Raw genomic sequence first — 21,285 nt, 5'->3', positions numbered from 1 at the left:
ATAATTAATAATTCTGTATATACTCCAAAAAATCCTCTATAAATTTATCTTCTAATTCATTACAATTTATTAATTTTTCCAGCCTTTTAGAGTACTTTAATTCATTCCAGTTTTTATGTCTCACATATTTTTTTCTACCAAGTTTCCAAAATTTATGTGGAAATATAATAAGCGCTAACATTATTTCTATTTCTTCCTTAGATAGTTTATTCACAGAGTTATAAGTTTCAATTATCAATTTAGCTTTTTGAAAATTCCACCTATAACTTTTTTTATACATAATACGCCTTATAAATTTTCCCATATCCATTACAGCTAAATCAAATACAATGCTATTTAAATCAATTAAGTAGTAATCTTCACTCTTCTTTATTATGTTTTGATAATAAAAGCTATTGTGACATATAGTTTTATATTCTTTATCATTTCTACATAAATTATAATAGTTTGATGAATTTAGTAAACTTAATGCCATGAGTCCTTTTTTATAAAACATATCTATACACTCATAATACTTATTATCAAAGCTACTTTTAATTCTTTTATTCTTGATAAAACTTCTGAATTTGTCTAAATCATGAAGCTTTTTATTGAAGCTTTCAGGCCATTTACCTAAATTGTTTTTTAGCTTTATTTCCTTAGTATTTATTTTTCTAGAACACTTATGAAATTTAGCTAACAATTTTACACTATTTAATAGTTCATCTTTATTGTCTATATTACATTCTCTACCATCTATCCACTTAGTAACATAAAAATTTATATTTTTATATTTAACCATTAAATTACCTTTAGTAGTTTTTAAATACTCTGCTGTATTATCAAAATGATTGCTTTTAAGTTCATTAACTAAATTCATTCCATTTATAACTTTGTACTTTTTACTTCTTATTTTCTTTAAACATATAGTGCCCTTGTCTGTTTCAACTTTATACACACTTCTATTTTTAGATATATTTTCTGATTGCAAATCATATCTACTTAATATCCTTATTATGGTGTTTCTTTCTTTCCTACTCAATTCCTGTTTATAACTAGAACGAGTTTCCATAAGATTTCCTCCTAATACTAGTGCTAATAGATTATATTATACTTATAAAAAAATATTACTCCTTTTGTTGACAAAAATTTATTTTTAATATATAATAATCCTTGTCGCTGATATGGATCTTTAGCTCAGTTGGTTAGAGCAACCGGCTCATAACCGGTTGGTCCGGGGTTCGAGTCCCTGAAGGTCCACCATTAATTTAATATTTGGAGGAGTTCCCGAGTGGCCAAAGGGGGCAGACTGTAAATCTGTTGCGTTTCGCTTCGATGGTTCGAATCCATCTTCCTCCACCAAAAGAACTTTAACTAATAGTTAAAGTTCTTTTTATGCTTTAGCACATCTACATAAATACTATTTATATTCAAAAATTAAAAACCACCTTAAATAAATAAGATGGTATTAAATAAGTAATATATTTTCTATTTTTTTATTTTATTTATAACATCTTCTATTATCCAATCCGGAGTAGACGCCCCTGCGGTAATTCCTATACTAATCATATCTTTATTCTCCATGATTTTCATAGGTATCTCTTCAGCTTTTTCTACATGTATTGTATTTTTGCAATTTTTTATACATATTTCATATAACTTAGTGGTATTAGAGCTATGCTTACCTCCTATTACTATCATAGCATCTACATCTCTAGACAACTTTTCTGCACACTTTTGTCTAACTTCTGTGGCACTACATATGGTATTAAAAGCAACTATTTCCTTAGAATTCTTTATTATAGCATCTAAAACATTTTGCCAATTTTTTTCTTTTTCAGTAGTTTGTGATACAACACAAACCCTCTTACCTATAGAAGATGAAATATCCCTTTCATTTTTAGCTACTAAAGCAGTGTTTTTGCACCATCCATTTATACCCTGAACCTCAGGATGATTTTTATCACCCACGATTATAATATTGTATCCTAAATTAAAATACTCTTTTACTCTCTTTTGAATGCTTGCTACATAAGGACACGTAGCATCTATCACTTCAAGCCCTGCTTTTTTTAATTTTTCTAAAATTTCTATTGATACTCCATGAGATCTTATGACAATTACATCATCAGCATTCAATTTATCTATTTCATGAATTTCCACGGGATATATATTTTTTTCTTTTAAGTAATTTATAACATCATTATTGTGTATAAGAGGTCCTAAAGTATAAATCTTTTTTCCTTTTTCTTGTTGGCATTTTATAACCAAATCTACAGCCCTTTTAACTCCAAAACAAAATCCAGACTTATCCCCTACAATTACATTTTTCATAATTAACCTCCATTTATATACTTAATTCTACTGCTTAATCTTATCTATATAGCAAGATATTTTATCTACTACACCATTTATATCTAAGTTAGAAGAATCTATTTCTATAGCATCTTCTGCCTTAGTTAATGGACTTATTTCTCTAGTTGAATCTATATGATCTCTTCTTTTAATATCTTGTAGAATTTCTTCATAGTTCACTTCAACACCTTTTTCCATTAACTCCTTATACCTTCTGTTAGCCCTAGTTTCCGCACTGGCAGTTAAGAAAATCTTTAATTTTGCATCTTTTAAAACTACAGTTCCTATATCCCTGCCATCCATTATTACACTATATTTTTTAGAAATCTTTCTTTGAAGCTCCACAAGTTTTTCTCTAACTTCCTTTATAGAAGAGTAATAAGATACATTTTTGCTTATTAAAGGCATGTATATATCATCTGTTACATCCTGCCCATTTACTATAAGTTTTTCTCCTTGAAAATGCATCTCTAAATTATTCATAAGTTCTACTAATCCTTGTGTATTCTCAGGTTTTATATTTTTCTCCATTGCCTTTAATGTAACTGCTCTATACATGGCACCAGTGTTTATATACATTAAAGAATATCTATCTCCCACCAATTTTGCTATGGTACTTTTACCTGCTCCTGCAGGACCATCTATTGCTATTGATATATTCAATTTATGCCCGCCTTTCTTTTAACTATATAATCTATGTAATTTAAAAATCCATGCCTGCCAAATACCCAGTAGACAAAGCAATTTGTATATTAAAGCCACCGGTTTCTGCATCTATATCTAGTATCTCTCCAGCGAAATATAAATTAGAAGCTTTTTTAGACCCCATAGTAGAAGGATCTACTTCTTTTACATCTACCCCCCCAGAAGTTATAATTGCCTCTGCAATAGGCCTTGTACCCTTAATATTAAAGGTTAGATTTTGAAGTAAATGCACCAGTTCTTTTCTTTCTTCCCTAGTTATCAAATTCACTTTTTTAAGTGGTTCTATACCACTTAAAGTAACAATTACATCTATAAGTTTTTTAGGCAATAAATCATCTAAAGAATTTTTAAAATCCTTATTGCAATACTTTTTAAAATCATTTTGAATTCTCTTGTCTAACTGTTCTTGTGTAAGGGCTGGTTTTAAGTTTATCCTTATTTTTAGATTGTTTTTTTTGTTTACTATACCGCTGCCGGTTAAAATTATAGGACCAGATAATCCAAAATGAGTAAAGAGCATTTCGCCGAAATTTTTATACAATGATTTCTTATTATCTTCGCTATAAATTTCAACTTGAACATTTTTTAAGGAAAGTCCCTGCAATTCTTTTACCCAGCTTTCTTTAACTTCTATAGGAACCAAAGCTCCCTTAGGTTTTACAATGCTATGCCCTAAAGACTTCGCAAGTTCATAGCCAAAACCATCTGAACCTGTTTGAGGATAAGAACACCCTCCTGTGCAAAGTATAAATTTATCTCCATAGATGACCTCTCCAGAAGACAACTTAACTCCTTTTATCTCATTACCTTCTGTTACAAATTTTCTAACATCACAATTTAATCTTAATTTTACATTACCTTTAGTTAATGTATTTTCAAACACCCTTATTATATCGGAAGATTTATCTGATACAGGAAAAACTCTGTCTCCCCGTTCAACTTTAAGTTTAACTCCATTTTCTTCTAAAAAATTCATGGTATTTATGTTCGTAAAAGTGTATAGTGCACTGTACAGAAAGTTAGCGTTAGTAGGAATATATTGAAAAAACTCACTTATATCCTTATAACTTGTTACATTACACCTTCCTTTACCAGTTATAAAAAGCTTTTTTCCCAACTTTTCATTTTTTTCTAACAATATAACTTGATTTTTATTTTTAGAAGCAGCCACCGCTGCCATCATTCCTCCTGGCCCACCACCTACTACAATAACCTTTGCCAATATATCACCGCCTTATTATACTTACTATTATAATTTAATATAATAACAATAATTATTCAATAGAATTAACTTAATATGTTCAAAGGTTTTTTTATTTATTATATATCTTGTATAGTGTATACCAGCAATAATTTGTTTTTTCAGTTTTACTGAACACATTAAAAAGTTTTTTGCATTATAAAAGAGGGTTAAAAATTAACCCTCTTTTATATCAGCATTTTGTATAAGGATTAGTACCATCCTCTTAGTTTCATAGCAGTAGCAACTTTCTTAATTGAGTGCATGTAAGCTGCTTTTCTCATTGGAACTGAGTATTCTTCTTTTATTGCCCAAATAGAATTAAATGCATTTACCATAGCTATTTCTTCTTTTTCTTCTACTTCCTTTTCTCCCCAATAATATCCATACAAGTTTTGTACCCATTCAAAATAAGAAACAGTAACTCCACCTGCATTTGTTAATATATCTGGAGTAAGAGTTATTCCTTTTTCATTTATAATCTTATCAGCTTCTGGAGTTGTTGGTCCATTAGCAGCTTCACATATTAATTTAGTTTTGATTAATTTTGCAACATCAGCAGTTATAGCATTTTCAAGTGCTGCTGGTATTAATATATCAACATTCAATCCCCAGAATTCTTCCATTGATATTTGTTTTGCACCTGGTAAATTTAATAGATTATGATTTTTGTTCATGTATTCATTCATTTCTTCGAAGTTTAATCCATTTTCATTGTATACAACATAAGTACCTGCTTCTTTGCACCATTCTGCAACTGCAACAACTTTAGCACCTAGTTTAATACAATTCTTAACTGTAAATCTTCCAACGTTACCAAAACCTTGAACAGCTATGTTAGCACCATTCATGTTTATTCCCATTTTCTTAGCAGCTTCTCTTGCAGTTACTGCAACACCAAAACCTGTTGCTTCATTTCTTCCTTTTGAGCCACCAAATTCAACTGGTTTTCCTGTGAATGTTCCCATTGCACTGTGACCAACTAATTTATTGTATTCGTCAACAAACCAAGACATAATTTTTCCATTTGTATTAACGTCTGGTGCTGGAACATCAACTTTCTCACCAATTAATTTATATATACCATCAACATATCCTCTACATAGTCTTTCAAGTTCTCCTTCAGATAATTCTCTAGGATCAACTATTATTCCACCTTTTCCTCCACCATATGGGATTCCAGTTACAGAACATTTGAAAGTCATCCATATTGATAATGCTTTTACTTCATCAATACTTACATTTGGATGGAATCTTACTCCACCCTTTGTTGGGCCTACAGCATCGTTATGTTGAGCTCTGAAGCCTTTGAATACCTTTACAGAACCATCGTCCATTTTTACTGGTATAGATACTTCAATAACTCTTAAAGGTTCTTTTAGTAATTCGTAAACTGAATCCTCCATACCTAATTTTTCACAAGCATCTTTAACTTGCTTTTGAGCATTTACTAATGGATTTAAAGTCTCTTTTGCCATAATTATTACCCCCTAATAAAATTTGCATGTTATATTTCATTGTACTTAATTGTTGCATTTCATCTTTCTCACATATTACTATATTCGATATCTTTCATATTAATCCTTCTTTTTTTTTAAAAATTTAAAAAATTTTATTTTTATTTTTAAAATTTGCACTACATAAATCTAAGCGGTATAAATGTAAAATTAATTACTTTTATACCGCTTATAAAAATGTATTATTCTTCTTCCTTACTCTTATATGAATATACTTGATATTCTTGCCATATGCTTTCTAAATCTGTAAATGTAGATGAAATTTTTTCTTTTTCCCTTAATCCAGCTGCAATTATAAGAGCATTAATGACACTTAAAGGTGCTACTAAAGAGTCAACAAAAGAAGCCATATTACTTTGAGCTATTAGTGAATAATCTGAGCTAGCAGCTAAAGGTGATAATAAGCTATCAGTAATAGCAACTACTTTTGCACTTCTGCTTTGAGCAAAATTTAAAGCTTCTATAGTTCTAGTAGCATATCTTGGGAACCCTATACCTATTACCAAATCATCTTCTGTTAAACCTAACATTTGTTCAAATATATCACTCATACCATATCCTACAACTTTAACGTTGTCCAATATTAAGTTTAAATAGAATCCTAAAAATTCTGCTAAAGCTGTAGAACTTCTAAGCCCTATAATATATATTTTTTTAGAGTTAAAAAGGAGATCTACCACGTCTTCAAAAGTCTTATGGTTAATCTTTTCTAAAGTGGATCTAATGTTTTCTATATCCGATTTTAATACACCTTTCAATGCATTATGTTCTGTGATTAAATCATTAGAAAGTTCTATTCTTTGAACTGTGGTTAATTTATTTTTTATAAGTTCTTGAAGAGCCTTTTGAAGTTTGGGATATCCTGAAAATCCCAGTTCATTAGCAAATCTTACTACAGTAGATTCACTTACACCTACACTAATTCCCAATTTCGCCGCTGTCATAAAAGCTGCCTTATCATAATGTTTTAATATATATTCTGCAATTAATTTTTGTCCTTTGCTTAGTCGTGGAAATTTTATTTGAATGGTTCTCATTAAATCTTGTCTACTATCTTCCATAGTTATTCAATCCTTTCTTCAATACCATCATTGAAATGAATTATATGATTCATTTTATCATCTATTGAAGAAACTTTCAATATTTCTTTCATTTTTTTGTTAATTTTCTTTGTAAATATTTATTATATTTTTATAATTTTAATTACTGAATAAACTAGTAAGTTGAATTATCTTATAACTTTATTTAAGGTATTTACTATTTCTTACATAAAATTATTTTTTAAAAACTTCTTTACATATATAATTTCAAGTTTTTAATTTTTATTATTCATATGTATATTAAGGCACATTCAAATAAATAACAAGTCCGTATGCTAGTCTATTTTGCGCCATACTGCGTCAGCAGAACCCGCTGATAGTCCTACTAAAGGCGTAACCTGCTTCCTTGTCTGACACAAAATATACCAGTATCTTTGACTTGTTATTTCTTTTCATGTGCCTAAAGCTAAATCATTTCTTTTCTATAACTAAAAGTATTGGAGGATCATTACTCCTGTTTAGGTAACTATGCATTATCACACTAAATTCTTTTTTTGAAAGCTTTTCTACAAAATTTAAAATAGATTCTTTTTCTTCTTTACCTTCTTGATGTCCCCAATATATACATAGAGTTATTATGCCTCCGCAATTTAAAAGTTTTAATGAAGAGATTATGCTATCCAATGTACTGCTTGCTTTGGTAGTTATACTCTTATCTCCTCCAGGTAAATAACCTAAATTATACATTACACAATCCACATTTTCCTTCACGTACTTATGTATGTATTCATGAGAACTTTTTATAGTCATTACATTATTTAGTCCTCTGTTTTTATAATTTTCTACAACACAATCCTGAATGTCAAAGGAATATACTTTATGAAAAATAGAACTTAAAAAATCCGTATCATGCCCATTACCTAATGTAGCATCTACAGCTACATTAAAATTACTACAATAGTTTTTTATTATATCTTGTGCTAATTGACTTATATTATTACCATACTTAAACATTTATATTCTCCTTATTTTGCCTTGTTCTTATTTTATAATTTTGTATTCTCATTAAATAAATTTAATTTTTTTCTATAATTTTTTTATATAATTAATCTCTTCTTCATTTAAATGTCTCCACTTACCTTCAGATAAATTTCTAAGCTCTAATTTTCCTATAGCCTTTCTCTTAAGAGTCATTACTGGATGACCTATAGCGTCACACATTTTTCTAACTTGTCTATTCTTACCCTCATGTATAATAATATGAACCTTTGATTTTCCTAATTTTTTATCTAGTACAATTATTTTTGCTTTTGATGTTACATATCCACCAATATCTACACCATTACAAAATTTATCTATTTCCATCTTATTTGGAATTCCATCTATAATAGCTTCATACAGTTTATCTATTTCTTCCCTTGGGTGTACAAGTTTGTTATATACATCGCCATCATTTGTAAGCAATATTAAACCTGAAGTATCATAATCTAATCTCCCAATAGGATATATCCTTTCTTCAGTTTTAACTAAGTCTAAAACTGTTTTTCTACCTTTTTCATCCTTAACTGAAGTAATGTAACCTGCAGGTTTATTTAACATTATGTATACTTTTTCTTCCTCTGGTTTTAAGATTTCTCTTTTAAAAGTAACCTTATCCACAGAACCATCTACTTTAAAACCTAATTCAGTTATTACTTTATCATTTACTTTAACTTCACCATTAGTTATAAATTCCTCGCATTTCCTTCGTGAAGCCACTCCACACCTAGCCATATATTTTTGCAATCTTTCTATCATATCAAACCATCCTTTACAAATTATATATTCTATATCAATATATATTCAATCTTATAATCAGCATATCTTAGAATATCATATAATTTATATTTTGAAAAAACCTGAAACTTCGCTATTAGAAGAATAAATACTCTTAATACTAATTAATTTTATTATATTTATATGATTATCCCACAAAAAGTATTATATTGCTTGAATTATGAAATTTCATAATTCCACTGCATTGTACCTTTTTGTGGTTTAATCATTTATATTTATTTCTAAAAACCTATATATAAGTTTAGTAAAAAATAAAGAGTCAAAAGACTCTTTATACAAATACATATTAATTATACTATTTATTTAAGTATAAGTACAAATACACCAATAGAACCAGCTATAAGTACTAAAGCAATTATACCAGAAATTATTTTTTCTTTTACTGTCTTATTGGATTCTATTTTATTTCTTTCTTTGGAAGCTTTAGATGGTTTTAATACATTGCCTGTCATGGAAACAATATTAGAATGTGAGCGAGTAGTTTCTTCACTTACCATTTTATCTCTGTTATTATTCATAAATAACACTTCCTTATATTCTTTTATATTATTATACTAAATTTATACATATTTGTAAACTCGTATAGTATTACTTACTTCCTTTATAAGTTTATTTAGTAAAATTCTAATTTTATTCTATAATATACCTCCAAAACCATTGAGTTACTAACATATTCACCTTTAATTTGCACAATATATATATACAACCTAAAAAAAAGGAGGTAATAAATATGGCAAGAAACAATAATAGAACTTTAGTTCCTGAAGCTAAAACTGGTTTAAACAAATTTAAAATGGAGGTAGCAAATGAATTAAACGTACCTCTAAGCGATTACAACGGAGACCTTACTTCTAGACAAAACGGTTCTGTTGGTGGCGAAATGGTAAAAAGAATGGTTGAATCTTACGAAAGAAATATAAAATAATTAATAAAACAACTAAATAATTACTTTGAATTTCTAAAGGGGACCATACTATTAATGGTCCCTTTTAATTTATGTTATTTATATTTTAATTTCTACTATTTATATTATTTTTCTCATTACAGCTGCTCTTGCTTTCTTTATCTGTGCTAGAATCTTCAAATTTTTCACTACAAGTTGCAACTTCCTTATTATATTTTATATCTTTAATTTTTTCTTCTAAGCTCACAACTTCATTTGTTAATTTTTTATTTTCCTTTTTTAAATTCATCTCTTTTTTCAATCCCAATAATGTACCTACTACAGCTCCTATAATTATACATAATAAAATTATCACCGCTAGTGAAATATTAAATTGCCACATAAACAATTTTACAGTTATAACTGTAGCATTTTGAATTGTAAAAATAGTTACAAGCAATGCAAAAATTAGCCAAACAATAAAAGTATTTCTCATATCTTCGTCTGAAATAATTCTTCTCAGACTCTCACCTGCCTTTTCAATTTATTTATAAAATGTCTATCTTACTTTTTTGTATATATTAATTATTCAATAATGATATTATTTTTCCTTCTCACATGATATATTATTTATTGTATATTGTAATTTTAAAATTGTATCCATACATTTGAAAAGCATATATTTTTGTGAAATAATAAAAATGTACCCCTATATGAGCATTAGAGCACAAGATACTCTAATTAGAACTTCGCGTAAAATAAGGAGGAATTTTATATGATTAAACCAGTAAAAAGAGTTGCAGCTATACATGATTTATCAGGCTTTGGAAGATCTTCATTGACGGCTATAATACCAATACTGTCCACCATGGGATTACAAGTTTGTCCATTACCTACAGCTATACTTTCTACTCAAACCAACGGTTTTGAGGACTATAGCTTTTTAGATCTCACAGATTCTATGGAAGAATACATAAACCACTGGCATAAACTTAAAATAGATTTTGACTGTATATATAGTGGTTTTTTAGGCTCTACTAGACAAATAAACATAATATCTAATTTTATAGATTTGTTTAATACAGAACATACCTTGGTAGTAATAGATCCAGTTATGGGTGACAATGGAGAACTATATAATACAATGGATATATCAATAATTGAAAATATGATAAGTCTTATAAAAAAAGCTGATATAATAACTCCTAATATTACAGAAGCTGCTTATATTATAGGGGAAACGTTAAATAAAGATTTAGATATTACTGAGGACTTAATTAAAGATTGGTGCATTAGACTAGCTGATTTAGGACCTAATATAGTAATAATAACTAGTGTTCCAGATTCATCTAATGATAAAAATACTAGTGTAGTTGCCTACAATAAGGAAGATAATGTTTTTTGGAAAGTTAGTTGTAAATACATTCCTGTTTTTTATCCCGGAACCGGTGATTCTTTTACTAGTGTGCTCATAGGAAGTCTTCTTCAAGGAGACAGTTTACCTATAGCTTTAGATAGAGGTGTACAATTTATCAATACAAGTATTAAAGCTAGCTATGGATTTAAATATCCTAATAGAGAAGGAGTACTTTTAGAAAAGGTTTTAGATACATTAAAATTACCTGTAATAGTAAGCAGTTATGAAATATTGAAATAATTATTTTAATAGTATGCTTTATAATATTAGTCCCAATCGCTAATATCTACTCCCAAAAATCAAGTTAAAATTCCGAAAAAATTTTAGATATAAATAAATTACAATTACCAATAAACTATCTAAGTCGTTGATAATTGTAATTTATTTGTGCATTGGTATGGTATTTAAAGTCATAAAAATACTATTTATATTTTAAACTAACTCTTCATATGCAGTTTTGTTATTTTTAAAATTGGCAATATAGACTTTAGTTCCTTCTGTCGCTGTGGATACCACAAATGGAAACTCCACATTAGTTCCAACTCCCCATTGACCTTGTTTATTCATACAAACTATAGAAAAGGCACCTGAAACGCCCCTTCTGTCTATAAGTTTTTTATTAAATTTTTCTGTGATTATATCTGCAGCTTCCTGAGGGGTGTATCCTTCTTCCATAAGTCTCACAGTTTCGTAAGAAATGCATCCTTTCATAATATCCTCACCCAACCCAGTGGCAGTGGCACCACCGATTTTGCTGTCTACATAAAGACCAGATCCAGGCATAGGCGAATCTCCAACTCTACCTTCTTTTTTCATAAAAAGTCCACTGGTAGATGTACCAGCTGTCATATTTTCATATTTATCCAAACATACCATTCCCACAGTGTCATGACCATCATAGGGACTTAAATTTTTCTCTTTAATATCCTTTAATCGTTTTTCCCAAGCTTTCTTTGCTTTTAAAGTTAACATATGTTTTTTCTCAAAACCATTTTTTTCTGCAAAGCTCTCTGCACCTTTTCCTACTAAAAAAATATTAAATCTATCCTTACTAAGTGCTTTTGCTATAGCTATAGGGTTCTTAAAATTTTTTATACCTGCTACTGCACCAAAGGATAAATCATTTCCACTCATAAAAGCAGCATCTAATTCTACTTCACCATTTTCATTTGGAAACCCGCCATAACCTACAGACGTATAGCTTGGATTATCCTCTATATTTTTTATAGCTTCTACAATAGATATATCAGCGTTACTTCCAGTTTCCAATAATCCAGAAGCTTTCCTTATACCTTCTAATGCCATTTCCCAAGTACCTATAATCCCCCACATAAAAGCCCCTCCTTATATGAATTTATTTACTATAAATTATGAATTCTTATATTCTTCTACTTTTCTTGTAAACCACCCACCTATATATATTTTAAATACTGCCATTATAGGTGACGCCAATAACATTCCCCATATACCAAATAAGCTTCCAAATACGGTTATGCCTAATATAATTAAAAATGGACTTAATCCAACCTTATCCCCTACTAATTTTGGTTCTAAGTACCAGGCATCAAATTGTTGAAGAAGAATTAAAAATAATAATATAAATACCGCCTTCTTAGGTGAATAAAAAATATTTATTATAAAAGGTGGTATCATACCTACAAAAGGTCCAAAATAAGGTATCATATTTGTAACAGCTACTATTAAACCCAATATAAGAGCATATGGAGATTTAAATACTATTAAACCTACTATAGCTATAGCTCCTATTATTAAAGAGTCTAAAGCCTTTATTCCTATATATAAACTCACCATTCTATTAACATTTTTTATAAATCCAATTATTTTATTTCCCCATTCTTTTTTAAAAATTACATATACAAAATCTTTAGAAATTTCTTTGTATTTTTCCTTGCTTGCTAAAATATATATAGCTATTATTAATCCAAAGACTAAGTTTATTAATGAATTTGTAAAATTAAATAACTTTGATAACCCCATATTTAGCCAAGATGATGATATTGTACTAAATTTTTTCAGCAATCCGCCCGCATTGTTATTGAAGAAGCTTCCTAAATCACCTATCTTACCAGTTAAATTTATATCTATCCACTGACTAATTTCTGATACGAAATTAGGAATATTATGTAGCATATCCATACCACTATAAAATATTTTAGGGATTACTATTGTTGAAAACAAAACTATAATTCCTATTAAAAAAACATATGTTATAAGTATGTTGTAGCTTCTTTTTAAATTAAATTTTTTCTCTAAAAATTTAATTACAGGATTTAATGCATAGGCTATTATAAATGCTATAATAAAAGGCTTTAAAATTTTAACTACTTTACCTAATAAGTAAAATGCAGTTTTATAATTTAAAACTAACTCAATACCTATAAAAATTATAAAAACTGCTACTATTAAATCAAAATACTTGATTTTATTTTTATTAAATTTCAATTTATGCCCTCCTTTATACTTTTATTTTACTACAATATAATTAAAAGTATAAAGTTAATAGTATCATGCAAATAAAAAATTTACAATATAAATATAAGCTTTCATATATGTAATCATAATATGAATAAAGTTTGCAAAAGAAAAAACTCTTACAAACTTTATAATTCTCTTAAATTTAAATTTACCTTTTCCATTTTAAATTTAAATTTTCCTTATTCATTTTGCTCTGAATAAAATTTTAAGATAAGCTTGTCCAATTGTTGACTAATGGTTACCACTTCTTCGCTACTTAAAGCTAAATTGGTATCATTTATTATCTTATGTAATAATGTTCTAACTTCTTCCATAGTTTCTCCCTCTCCTAATATATTAAATCTCTAATCCCAACATTTTCTATTATATTTCAATAACAAAATAAAGTAAAGGCAAAAATACAAAAAACATACTATAATATGAAAATTTTACAAGTTGAATTTTATTTTAACGTTATTTTTTACATAATTTGTAAATAAATGTTTATAAAATATCTATCTTTTTATAAAAGTAAAAATTAACACATATAAATCAATTACTTTAGAAAAAGGAGATGTAAAATGAAAAAAAGTCGTAAAACTCAACAAAAACATGAAATAAAAATAATAAGAAGAAAGGCTAGCATGTATAAACTATCCTTTCCTTAATCCAAAGAAAATTTATATTTTACCCATTAATATACTTTTAGGGTTTTCTCCTTTATATAAAAGATTTAAGACTTTACTCTTTATGGAATCATATATATAAAATCTGTCTTTGGCAAATTCCTCATTATTATACACTTTCCAATAACCTCTTAAAAGACATTGCTTATTTGGGCACTCTATAAAATCAACTACATCTTCTAGAGGATAACCAAGAAATATTCCAATTTCGTGTGGACATGCATATTCATATCTCTCTTTTAATAGTCTTAAGCAACTTAGTGTTGAATTAAAATTAGAATAATTAAACCTTTTTAAAAATCTTTGTGTCTTCCGCTCTTGAAGGATTTTGTTCAGCATATCTTCATTATAAAATAAAACTACACAAGTATCATGAGTGTTTTTTAAAGTAAAGTATCTTAATTTTAAATTATTTTGAATTTCCTCTTTATTCTCTAACCATAATTTATATAGGTTTTTTCCATTATTTCTAAATACCAAAAGAGAAGATGCTTTTTCTCCAGCTATTGCTGGCGATGCATTATACACTATAGTAAAAAGTAAATATTCTAGTTCATTAACATTATTCATGATTTTAATATATTTTTTAGATTCTAATTCACTCATAAAACAAACTTTCCTCTAAATATCAGCTAATTTTTTTCCAAGATCTCTACATTTTTTTAGTCCTTCTTCATCTGGTTCCTCATTTATTATTAATCCTTCTTCCAATAGCTCTGCACCTAAATTTTCCATTCTATTCTTCCAATTTCTCATCCATTCTCCATCCCCCCAGCCATAAGACCCAAATAAAGCTATTCTCTTTCCATTTAATTTTGACTCAATGCTTTCTATAAATGGCTCCATTTCACCTTCTTCCAGTTCCTCAGCACCCATAGCTGGGCATCCCAATGCAATAACATCTGCACTTATTATATCTTCAACTTCTGCCTGACTTACATTTAATAAATTTATTTTTACATCATTTAAAGATGCTCCCTCTTTAATGGCATCTGCCATCTTTTCAGTATTACCTGTACCGCTCCAATATATTATATTAATTTTCTTCATATTAACCCTCCATTCATTAAATGATAATGATTTTCAATTTCATTTTTATTCTAACATTCACTTAATTATTTTGCAATATATATTTACAAAAAATTAAAAGATACACTAGTTTTATTTAGTGTACCTTTTGTAAAATTATTATATTTCTTGCTTTAAAACAACTCCAACTGTTCCACATCTACTTATCCAAAACCTCTGCTTTTTCAACAAAATTCGGTAGGTGCCTGGCACCATCACTACACATTTTTATAATCCTTAATATAATTTACTATTTGTGCTGCTTTCAGTATCTTATCTCCAAAATAATACCACATAATTAATACTACTATATAAAAATATAAATATTTAAATTAATATAATAATGGGAATAGGACCCACTAAATTAAGCACTAAGTCATCTGCTTCATCACTATCTATATTGAAATTACCAGATAAATACCTAAGAGTTTTTTACATGCATTACTCTCCTCCTCATAATCTACAACAGCTACATTAAATAATTCATCCTTAGTAAAAGGATAAAAATCTAAATCAAATTTCAATCATTTATTTGTTTAATATTTACATGTTGGTCATTATTTAAAGGAATATATGCTTCATCAGCTTCCTTTTCACCCCAATATCCACATACACCATCCCTAGGAGAATTCCAGTATCCTATTTCCTCTATCATTTCACTGTCTTCTTGAGTACTATTTTTTAAACATTCCTCGCATAAATATTCTTCATATTCACAATCATAATATAACGCCTTATCACCGCAATTAGAACATTTTATTTCAGGTTTATTATTTCTGGCCATTATTTCAATTTTATTTCCTGTGGTTGAACTAGATAATTCTCCTACAACCTTTATATTCAAATAAGTTGTAGAACCAAAATCATATTCATAATTCATTTTATCATTTAGTGATACTACATTCTTAAGCTTTACATCCATATTTTCTGCAGAAGAACCCCATCCCCAGCTATCATCCACTTCCGATTCATATCTCTCACCATTTATTTCAAAACTACTTAAATGCCCACAACATTCTAGCCATATATCTCTTAAAAATTGATCTAATTCCTTTAAAGTAGCAGTTTTATCTATAGCTATATACAACCAATACACACTAGGTTCATATTTAGATGCTATACTCAATATAAATTTATTCTTTTTAGATTTAGAAGCTGATATGTCTTCTCCCATGCACTCTTTCATAGCCGAACAACTTTTTATGTGTCTTAAAATACCTGATTTACTAAATTCCTTTTTACAATAATAGCACTTTCCTTCCAAAGAATACACCTACCTTTATTTATATATGTTATTATTTTAACCTTAAATGTAGATTATTAAAAGTATTTATAGAAAAAAAAAGAGAACCCTAAGGCTCCTTAAAGATGTATTGAATATTATATTAACTTCTATAGCTCCATGTCATTTAAAATTTCTTTTATCATGTTATTTATATAATATAACAGTGCTAAGAAATAATATTTCCTTTTGGGAGTTCTGATTTTAATTTTTTTAATTATTATATTGATTTTTTATTTATATATTTTATTATTCCAATATAAAAGTACTAATAGTTGAATTAACATTATAATGGGAATACCATATTTAAATTTAGTATGTTTAGTTTTGTGCCTAAATATCTTCATACCTAAATAAGCTCCTACACTTCCTCCAAATGCTGCTATTGCTAACAAAGTACTTTCTTTTATTCTCCATTTATTTCTTTTAGCTTTCTCTTTATCAATATACATGCATATGAATCCTAATAAGTTGAAAAAAATAAAATAATACTTTAAGTATATGTTCATAAATTCCCATTGTCACTAATCTATAAGTTTTTTAATTTTCTATTTACTATATTTCATTTTTCTATGTTTTATAGATTTATGACCCAGTTCACCTCCTTACAGCTATCTTTAATAATGAATGCATCTACTTATGTTTTTTTCATTATACTATTATTTTAATCTTACATATATGAACATTAAGTGAACCCTATATTCACTTTCATAGGTTAAAGTAAAGATTTCTCGTTTAAAATTATTTATAAAAAAGAGAACCTTACGGTTCTATAAAATATTAATCTACTCTATGCTATTTTTTCTTAAGACCAAATAATTTATATAATAAAATATTTTCAAAAAACTTTTACCTAAGTTCCTCTACTAAATTTTTAGGTGTATTTCCTTGTAATACTGAAACCATGTCTTCCGCTGCCACCATGCTCATATGGTTTCTTGTATTCCAGGTGCCTGAGCCTATGTGTGGCAAGGTCACTACATTGTCCATTTTTAGAAGAGGATTGTTTTTGTCTGTAGGTTCTTTTTCAAACACATCTAATCCTGCCCCTGCTATTTTTCCAGTTTTTAGAGCATTAATTAGAGCTAGTTCATTAATAGTTTGTCCCCTAGACACATTAATAATTATTGCTGAATTTTTCATTAAGTTAAATTCCCTTTCGTCGATAAAATGGTATGTCTCCTTAGTAAGAGGAGTTAATATCACTATAAAATCAGAGTTTTTAATTAATTCATCCTTAGAAGAATACTTTACTCCCAGCCTGTTTTCCATTTCTTCTTTTCTGCGTCTATTATAATATAATACATCCATATCAAATCCTAATTTAGCTCTTTTAGCCACAGCTTCACCTATTCTACCCATGCCTATTATGCCTAAGGTTTTATGGTGTACTTCTGTGCCTACATATGCTTCTGGATAGACCTTTGTCCACATTCCATCTTTAGTTATTTTATCAAGTTCTGGTATTCTTCTTGCCACTGACAATATAAGCCCTAAAGCTAAATCTGCCACTGTATCATTTAATGTATCTGGCGTATTAGTACCTATTATTTTTCTTTTTTTCATATCTTTTATTACAAAATTATCATATCCTACAGATATGTTGCTTACTACTTTTAGATTAGGCATAGAATCTAAAAATTCTCCATCTATTTTTGTTCCAATGGTTATTAAACCATCTATATGATTATATCTTTCCATTATTTTTTCTCTAGATAATATTTCATCACTTTCATTCATTTCAAGATCACAAAATTTTGAAATGTATTCTTGAACTTCCTTTGAAACTCTTCGAGCAATATATACTTTAGGTTTCATGCTAATCCCTCCCTTATAATTAATCTTTATAAATTTTATATTTACATATTCATGGAATACTTTATATGTCCAGAACCTTGGAGATTTCTCATCAAAGTTTTCTTCTATTAAATTTCTATATTAAATATATCACATTTTATTATTTATTTGATTGATTTTTAAATTTTAACCATAATAAAAAGCATATGTCTATAACGAATTACAGCTCTAAATGTTATGCATATAATATATCATATGCATAACATCTAGTCTGCACTTCACTAAGCAAATGCTATTTTCTATCTTTATTTTAATTTATATTTTATTTTTTCTATTATCATATCATCAGAAATACTAAACATATTATCTATAAGTTCAGTTTTAAAACTTCCAGTCCCCTTAACATGTTGAGAAAGTTCACCACATATTCCCATAAGAGCTACAGCAAGAACAGTACCTCCAAATATATTTTTAGAAGAAATATAACTTGCTATAAGTGCATTAAGCATACAGCCTGTACCTGTTACCATTGAAAGCATTTCACAACCATTTGTTATTAAATATGTATCAATACCATTTGTTATTATATCTACCACTCCTGTTGCTGCAATAACAGCACGGGTTTGTAAAGACATTTTTTTTAACATTTCTATACTTCTTTCAGAGTTTTTTTCTGTTACCATGTCAAATTCACCCACATCAATGCCCTTTGAATTACTCTCTATACCATAAATTGCTTTTATTTCAGACATGTTACCCTTAATAACATCTGGATGACACTGAGAAATAAATTTTTTTGCATACTCTAAGCGAAGTTTACTACATCCCACACCTACAAGATCAATTACTTGTGGAATCTTCTTTTCAAAAGCCACTTTACCTGAAATCAACATGGATTTCATTCTTATGTCCGTTATATTTCCAAGATTAACACCAAGTGCCTTAGAAGCAGTGGTAATTTCATGAACCTCTAAAGGATGTTCAGCCATAATAGGTTTTGCGCCAACTGCAAGTACTATATTTGCACAATTATTTATTGAAATAGGGTTTGTAATACAATGAATTAACGGTTTTTTCAATTTAACACTCTGTCTTATTTGCAATAGTTTGTTTATTGTTATTTCTTGGTTTGTCATAAACTTTTGCCCCCAAACTTTTTTGAATTTTTGCAAGCATTCCCATCCTGCTTAATGCTGCTAGAAAAACAAACGCAATGGTTCCACCAATAAGTGTACCCATAATAAATGAAGGGACATAGAACATCCATGTAAGTCCTGTTCTACCCCAAATAAATGTCATAATAGGATATGAAACTACAGCTGGTTCTAAAAACATGTACAAATGTACTCATATTAGATAATTCGCACTTATCACACCTTATGGTGGCTTAAAGTCTTGGATGTACCAGTTCGTAAAATCTTTTAAATTTTTCAATTTAAAATTATTTACTATCCTACAACCGTATTTTAAAATTTTACAATGAAAGAATTATTTAACCCTCATTTCTGATAAAATGCATGCTCTATTTTCATAGGGTACATACATTTGTGATTAAATATTCTTTTATATTTATATCAATTTAAATTAACGGCAATTTAAATTAACTAACTCTATTTTCTAAAATCTCTTTAACTTTTTTATAATTTGTATATAACGTAATTTCTTTATCATATTTTCTTTTTAATATATTTTTGCTTGCATTAGTATCAGAATGAATTTCACCACATTTAGGACAAGTAAACACATCACCATCTCTTTTACCAAAACTTCCACATACATTACAAACTTTGCTTGTATAAGCTGGATTAATATAAGTATATTTAATACTATTGTAATCACACTTATACTCTAGCCTTTCTCTTATATACCCCTTTATCCACCTTGATAATTTACGTTTTACTGATTTAGGATACCTATCATTCCAATTAACAAAATCTAGATTTTCCATAACTATTTCAGTAGGCTTTTCTCTATTTATTAATCCATTTAGTGAATAATTTATATAAGATTTAACAGTTTGGTCATGCTTCTTTTTATTGTGATTATATTTTACTTTACCTAAGTTATTTTCTTTTATGGTGTTAGCTTTCTCAATATTATTTTGTTCTAAATATTGATTGTATAAAGCCCAAAACCTATTTCTATTTTCATTAACTTTATTTAATCTTTCAGTTTCCTTATTAAGATAATTATTAAGATTTTCACCATAAAATTCATCGCTTGATACTGCAAATAAATACCTATAACCTTTATCTATTCCTATAATATTTTCTTTATTGTGATTTACCTTTGTTTTAATTTTTAAAGGACAGTGAATTTCTATTTTATTATCTATTCTTTTAACTATCATAGTTCTATCATATTGATTGTTATCAGTTAATTTAATAGATAATCTTTTACCTTTCTTAGTAGATGTAATATTTATACCTCCATCTTTATACCTATATAAACCTGTATCAATAGAAAATATTCTTCCATTTTTAGAATATGGTATCTGTCCTTTATATCTTCTTGAATATCTTTTAATAACACTATTAAGATATTTATAATTTAAGTCTTTATCCTTAAATATTTTAGGAATTTCAAAAGATTTATTCGTTACTACTTTATAATAATCATCATTGAATTTAAGAATATAATTAATATAATGCTTATCTTCATTTGATAAATTATTATTTGCTTTACATTGCTCTTTAACTCTATTCTTGATATTAGTCCACTCAGCTTTAATATTTCCAAAGGCTTCACTTAAAGCTAATTTCCAATATCTCGCAGGTAATTTCCATTGTTCATAAAATTTACTTTTAATCCACTCATCTCTTATTTGCCTATCTTTTTTTAATAATGGGATACTATTAATTCCGCTATACCTTGAATATACATAGTTCTTTACATTTCTATATTTGTTTCCTATAAATGATAATTCTTTTATTATATTATCATCTAATTCATAGGAATATTGTTTTACTGTTTTAATAATAGTACCCATTATTATTCACCTCGCT

Annotated in this window: 21 protein-coding genes, 2 tRNA genes and 2 pseudogenes; 4 read left to right on the top strand and 21 right to left on the bottom strand. The window is 27.9% G+C overall.

All coding sequences use genetic code 11. The annotated features are described in order from the left end of the window. Positions 1 to 4: 4 nt before the first annotated feature. Positions 5 to 1,051, bottom strand: coding sequence for a CotS family spore coat protein (locus CC89_RS06365; protein ID WP_035290364.1), 1,047 nt, complete (start codon positions 1,049 to 1,051; stop codon positions 5 to 7). A gap of 114 nt (positions 1,052 to 1,165) precedes the next feature. Here CC89_RS06365 and CC89_RS06360 point away from each other — a divergent pair. Together CC89_RS06360 and CC89_RS06355 are read left to right on the top strand one after the other, a co-directional pair. Next, positions 1,166 to 1,242, top strand: a tRNA-Ile gene (locus tag CC89_RS06360). Positions 1,243 to 1,256: 14 nt separating this feature from the next. Continuing rightward, a tRNA-Tyr gene (locus CC89_RS06355) sits at positions 1,257 to 1,341 on the top strand. A gap of 135 nt (positions 1,342 to 1,476) precedes the next feature. Here the strand turns inward: CC89_RS06355 and CC89_RS06350 are convergent. The 8 genes and pseudogenes from CC89_RS06350 to CC89_RS06315 form a co-directional block, all read right to left on the bottom strand. Then, positions 1,477 to 2,313, bottom strand: a pseudogene (locus CC89_RS06350) (4-hydroxy-3-methylbut-2-enyl diphosphate reductase); the annotation flags it as partial. 27 nt (positions 2,314 to 2,340) lie between these two features. Next, positions 2,341 to 2,997: a (d)CMP kinase gene (gene cmk, locus CC89_RS06345; protein WP_035290359.1), complete on the bottom strand. Its 657-nt coding sequence runs from the start codon at positions 2,995 to 2,997 to the stop codon at positions 2,341 to 2,343. Between the two features lie 40 nt (positions 2,998 to 3,037). After that, positions 3,038 to 4,261 (bottom strand): BaiN/RdsA family NAD(P)/FAD-dependent oxidoreductase, encoded by a 1,224-nt coding sequence (locus tag CC89_RS06340; protein ID WP_035290357.1) that lies wholly within the window; start codon positions 4,259 to 4,261, stop codon positions 3,038 to 3,040. 230 nt (positions 4,262 to 4,491) lie between these two features. Beyond that, entirely contained in the window at positions 4,492 to 5,757 is a 1,266-nt protein-coding gene (locus tag CC89_RS06335; protein ID WP_035290355.1) for a Glu/Leu/Phe/Val family dehydrogenase, read from the bottom strand. Between the two features lie 221 nt (positions 5,758 to 5,978). Next, a complete protein-coding gene (locus CC89_RS06330) occupies positions 5,979 to 6,857 on the bottom strand; it encodes a MurR/RpiR family transcriptional regulator (protein ID WP_035290353.1) in 879 nt (292 codons plus the stop codon). 450 nt (positions 6,858 to 7,307) lie between these two features. Then, positions 7,308 to 7,850 carry a tRNA 5-(aminomethyl)-2-thiouridylate-methyltransferase MnmM gene (mnmM, locus tag CC89_RS06325; RefSeq protein WP_035290351.1) on the bottom strand — a complete coding sequence of 181 codons (543 nt, stop codon included), beginning with the start codon at positions 7,848 to 7,850 and terminating at the stop codon, positions 7,308 to 7,310. A 72-nt stretch (positions 7,851 to 7,922) separates the two neighbouring features. Beyond that, a complete protein-coding gene (locus CC89_RS06320; protein ID WP_035290349.1) occupies positions 7,923 to 8,633 on the bottom strand; it encodes a pseudouridine synthase in 711 nt (236 codons plus the stop codon). Positions 8,634 to 8,971: 338 nt separating this feature from the next. Continuing rightward, entirely contained in the window at positions 8,972 to 9,190 is a 219-nt protein-coding gene (locus CC89_RS06315; RefSeq protein WP_035290347.1) for a hypothetical protein, read from the bottom strand. Positions 9,191 to 9,402: 212 nt separating this feature from the next. On the opposite strand from CC89_RS06315, the gene CC89_RS06310 reads away from it, so the two are divergent. Then, positions 9,403 to 9,597 (top strand): alpha/beta-type small acid-soluble spore protein, encoded by a 195-nt coding sequence (locus tag CC89_RS06310; protein WP_035290345.1) that lies wholly within the window; start codon positions 9,403 to 9,405, stop codon positions 9,595 to 9,597. Between the two features lie 85 nt (positions 9,598 to 9,682). Here the strand turns inward: CC89_RS06310 and CC89_RS06305 are convergent, their stop codons facing one another. Next, positions 9,683 to 10,051 carry a LapA family protein gene (locus tag CC89_RS06305; protein WP_051931551.1) on the bottom strand — a complete coding sequence of 123 codons (369 nt, stop codon included), beginning with the start codon at positions 10,049 to 10,051 and terminating at the stop codon, positions 9,683 to 9,685. A 279-nt stretch (positions 10,052 to 10,330) separates the two neighbouring features. Here CC89_RS06305 and CC89_RS06300 point away from each other — a divergent pair, with 279 nt between their 5' ends. Continuing rightward, a complete protein-coding gene (locus CC89_RS06300) occupies positions 10,331 to 11,212 on the top strand; it encodes a pyridoxamine kinase (RefSeq protein WP_035290343.1) in 882 nt (293 codons plus the stop codon). Positions 11,213 to 11,404: 192 nt separating this feature from the next. On the opposite strand, the gene CC89_RS06295 is transcribed toward CC89_RS06300, so the two are convergent. The 11 genes and pseudogenes from CC89_RS06295 to CC89_RS06250 all read right to left on the bottom strand — a co-directional run bounded on the left by CC89_RS06295 (position 11,405) and on the right by CC89_RS06250 (position 21,269). Continuing rightward, complete coding sequence (locus CC89_RS06295) at positions 11,405 to 12,304, bottom strand: glycosylasparaginase (RefSeq protein ID WP_051931549.1); 900 nt, start codon at positions 12,302 to 12,304, stop codon at positions 11,405 to 11,407. A 36-nt stretch (positions 12,305 to 12,340) separates the two neighbouring features. After that, positions 12,341 to 13,435, bottom strand: coding sequence for an AI-2E family transporter (locus CC89_RS06290; protein WP_035290340.1), 1,095 nt, complete (start codon positions 13,433 to 13,435; stop codon positions 12,341 to 12,343). A gap of 212 nt (positions 13,436 to 13,647) precedes the next feature. Beyond that, positions 13,648 to 13,782 carry an aspartyl-phosphate phosphatase Spo0E family protein gene (locus tag CC89_RS19905; protein WP_081896984.1) on the bottom strand — a complete coding sequence of 45 codons (135 nt, stop codon included), beginning with the start codon at positions 13,780 to 13,782 and terminating at the stop codon, positions 13,648 to 13,650. Positions 13,783 to 14,127: 345 nt separating this feature from the next. Beyond that, a complete protein-coding gene (locus CC89_RS06285) occupies positions 14,128 to 14,739 on the bottom strand; it encodes a DUF3793 family protein (protein WP_035290338.1) in 612 nt (203 codons plus the stop codon). A gap of 15 nt (positions 14,740 to 14,754) precedes the next feature. After that, the gene (locus tag CC89_RS06280) at positions 14,755 to 15,183 is read right to left on the bottom strand and encodes a flavodoxin (RefSeq protein ID WP_035290336.1); all 429 of its coding nucleotides are present in this window, start codon (positions 15,181 to 15,183) and stop codon (positions 14,755 to 14,757) included. Positions 15,184 to 15,721: 538 nt separating this feature from the next. Further along, positions 15,722 to 16,465 (bottom strand): IS1096 element passenger TnpR family protein, encoded by a 744-nt coding sequence (locus CC89_RS06275; protein ID WP_051931547.1) that lies wholly within the window; start codon positions 16,463 to 16,465, stop codon positions 15,722 to 15,724. Positions 16,466 to 16,716: 251 nt separating this feature from the next. After that, positions 16,717 to 16,992 (bottom strand): DUF1294 domain-containing protein, encoded by a 276-nt coding sequence (locus CC89_RS06270; RefSeq protein ID WP_035290335.1) that lies wholly within the window; start codon positions 16,990 to 16,992, stop codon positions 16,717 to 16,719. 340 nt (positions 16,993 to 17,332) lie between these two features. Continuing rightward, positions 17,333 to 18,301 (bottom strand): 2-hydroxyacid dehydrogenase, encoded by a 969-nt coding sequence (locus tag CC89_RS06265; RefSeq protein WP_035290333.1) that lies wholly within the window; start codon positions 18,299 to 18,301, stop codon positions 17,333 to 17,335. Positions 18,302 to 18,585: 284 nt separating this feature from the next. Further along, positions 18,586 to 19,383 carry a hydroxyethylthiazole kinase gene (thiM, locus tag CC89_RS06260; RefSeq protein ID WP_035291269.1) on the bottom strand — a complete coding sequence of 266 codons (798 nt, stop codon included), beginning with the start codon at positions 19,381 to 19,383 and terminating at the stop codon, positions 18,586 to 18,588. Continuing rightward, positions 19,361 to 19,600: pseudogene (locus tag CC89_RS06255) on the bottom strand (energy coupling factor transporter S component ThiW); the annotation flags it as partial. The pseudogene CC89_RS06255 and the gene thiM, both read right to left, overlap by 23 nt. Positions 19,601 to 19,880: 280 nt before the next feature. Continuing rightward, positions 19,881 to 21,269, bottom strand: coding sequence for an RNA-guided endonuclease TnpB family protein (locus tag CC89_RS06250; protein ID WP_035290331.1), 1,389 nt, complete (start codon positions 21,267 to 21,269; stop codon positions 19,881 to 19,883). Positions 21,270 to 21,285 lie beyond the last annotated feature (16 nt).

The sequence above is a fragment of the Clostridium sp. KNHs214 genome, assembly GCF_000744935.1.
In the GTDB taxonomy this organism is placed as follows: Bacteria; Bacillota; Clostridia; order Clostridiales; family Clostridiaceae; genus Haloimpatiens.
Note: the sequence above shows the minus strand (reverse complement) of the source record. Positions and strands in the feature narration are given on the sequence as shown.

Excerpts from the sequence above, each read along its gene's own strand:
- CC89_RS06305 (WP_051931551.1), bottom strand. The coding sequence starts at position 10,051 with ATGAGAAATACTTTTATTGTTTGGCTAATTTTTGCATTGCTTGTAACT.
- CC89_RS06335 (WP_035290355.1), bottom strand. The coding sequence starts at position 5,757 with ATGGCAAAAGAGACTTTAAATCCATTAGTAAATGCTCAAAAGCAAGTT.
- mnmM (WP_035290351.1), bottom strand. The coding sequence starts at position 7,850 with ATGTTTAAGTATGGTAATAATATAAGTCAATTAGCACAAGATATAATA.
- CC89_RS06365 (WP_035290364.1), bottom strand. The coding sequence starts at position 1,051 with ATGGAAACTCGTTCTAGTTATAAACAGGAATTGAGTAGGAAAGAAAGA.
- CC89_RS06330 (WP_035290353.1), bottom strand. The coding sequence starts at position 6,857 with ATGGAAGATAGTAGACAAGATTTAATGAGAACCATTCAAATAAAATTT.
- CC89_RS19905 (WP_081896984.1), bottom strand. The coding sequence starts at position 13,782 with ATGGAAGAAGTTAGAACATTATTACATAAGATAATAAATGATACCAAT.
- CC89_RS06265 (WP_035290333.1), bottom strand. The coding sequence starts at position 18,301 with ATGAAACCTAAAGTATATATTGCTCGAAGAGTTTCAAAGGAAGTTCAA.
- CC89_RS06250 (WP_035290331.1), bottom strand. The coding sequence starts at position 21,269 with ATGGGTACTATTATTAAAACAGTAAAACAATATTCCTATGAATTAGAT.
- CC89_RS06300 (WP_035290343.1), top strand. The coding sequence starts at position 10,331 with ATGATTAAACCAGTAAAAAGAGTTGCAGCTATACATGATTTATCAGGC.
- CC89_RS06310 (WP_035290345.1), top strand. The coding sequence starts at position 9,403 with ATGGCAAGAAACAATAATAGAACTTTAGTTCCTGAAGCTAAAACTGGT.
- CC89_RS06270 (WP_035290335.1), bottom strand. The coding sequence starts at position 16,992 with ATGAACATATACTTAAAGTATTATTTTATTTTTTTCAACTTATTAGGA.
- CC89_RS06315 (WP_035290347.1), bottom strand. The coding sequence starts at position 9,190 with ATGAATAATAACAGAGATAAAATGGTAAGTGAAGAAACTACTCGCTCA.
- CC89_RS06320 (WP_035290349.1), bottom strand. The coding sequence starts at position 8,633 with ATGATAGAAAGATTGCAAAAATATATGGCTAGGTGTGGAGTGGCTTCA.
- CC89_RS06295 (WP_051931549.1), bottom strand. The coding sequence starts at position 12,304 with ATGTGGGGGATTATAGGTACTTGGGAAATGGCATTAGAAGGTATAAGG.
- CC89_RS06285 (WP_035290338.1), bottom strand. The coding sequence starts at position 14,739 with ATGAGTGAATTAGAATCTAAAAAATATATTAAAATCATGAATAATGTT.
- CC89_RS06280 (WP_035290336.1), bottom strand. The coding sequence starts at position 15,183 with ATGAAGAAAATTAATATAATATATTGGAGCGGTACAGGTAATACTGAA.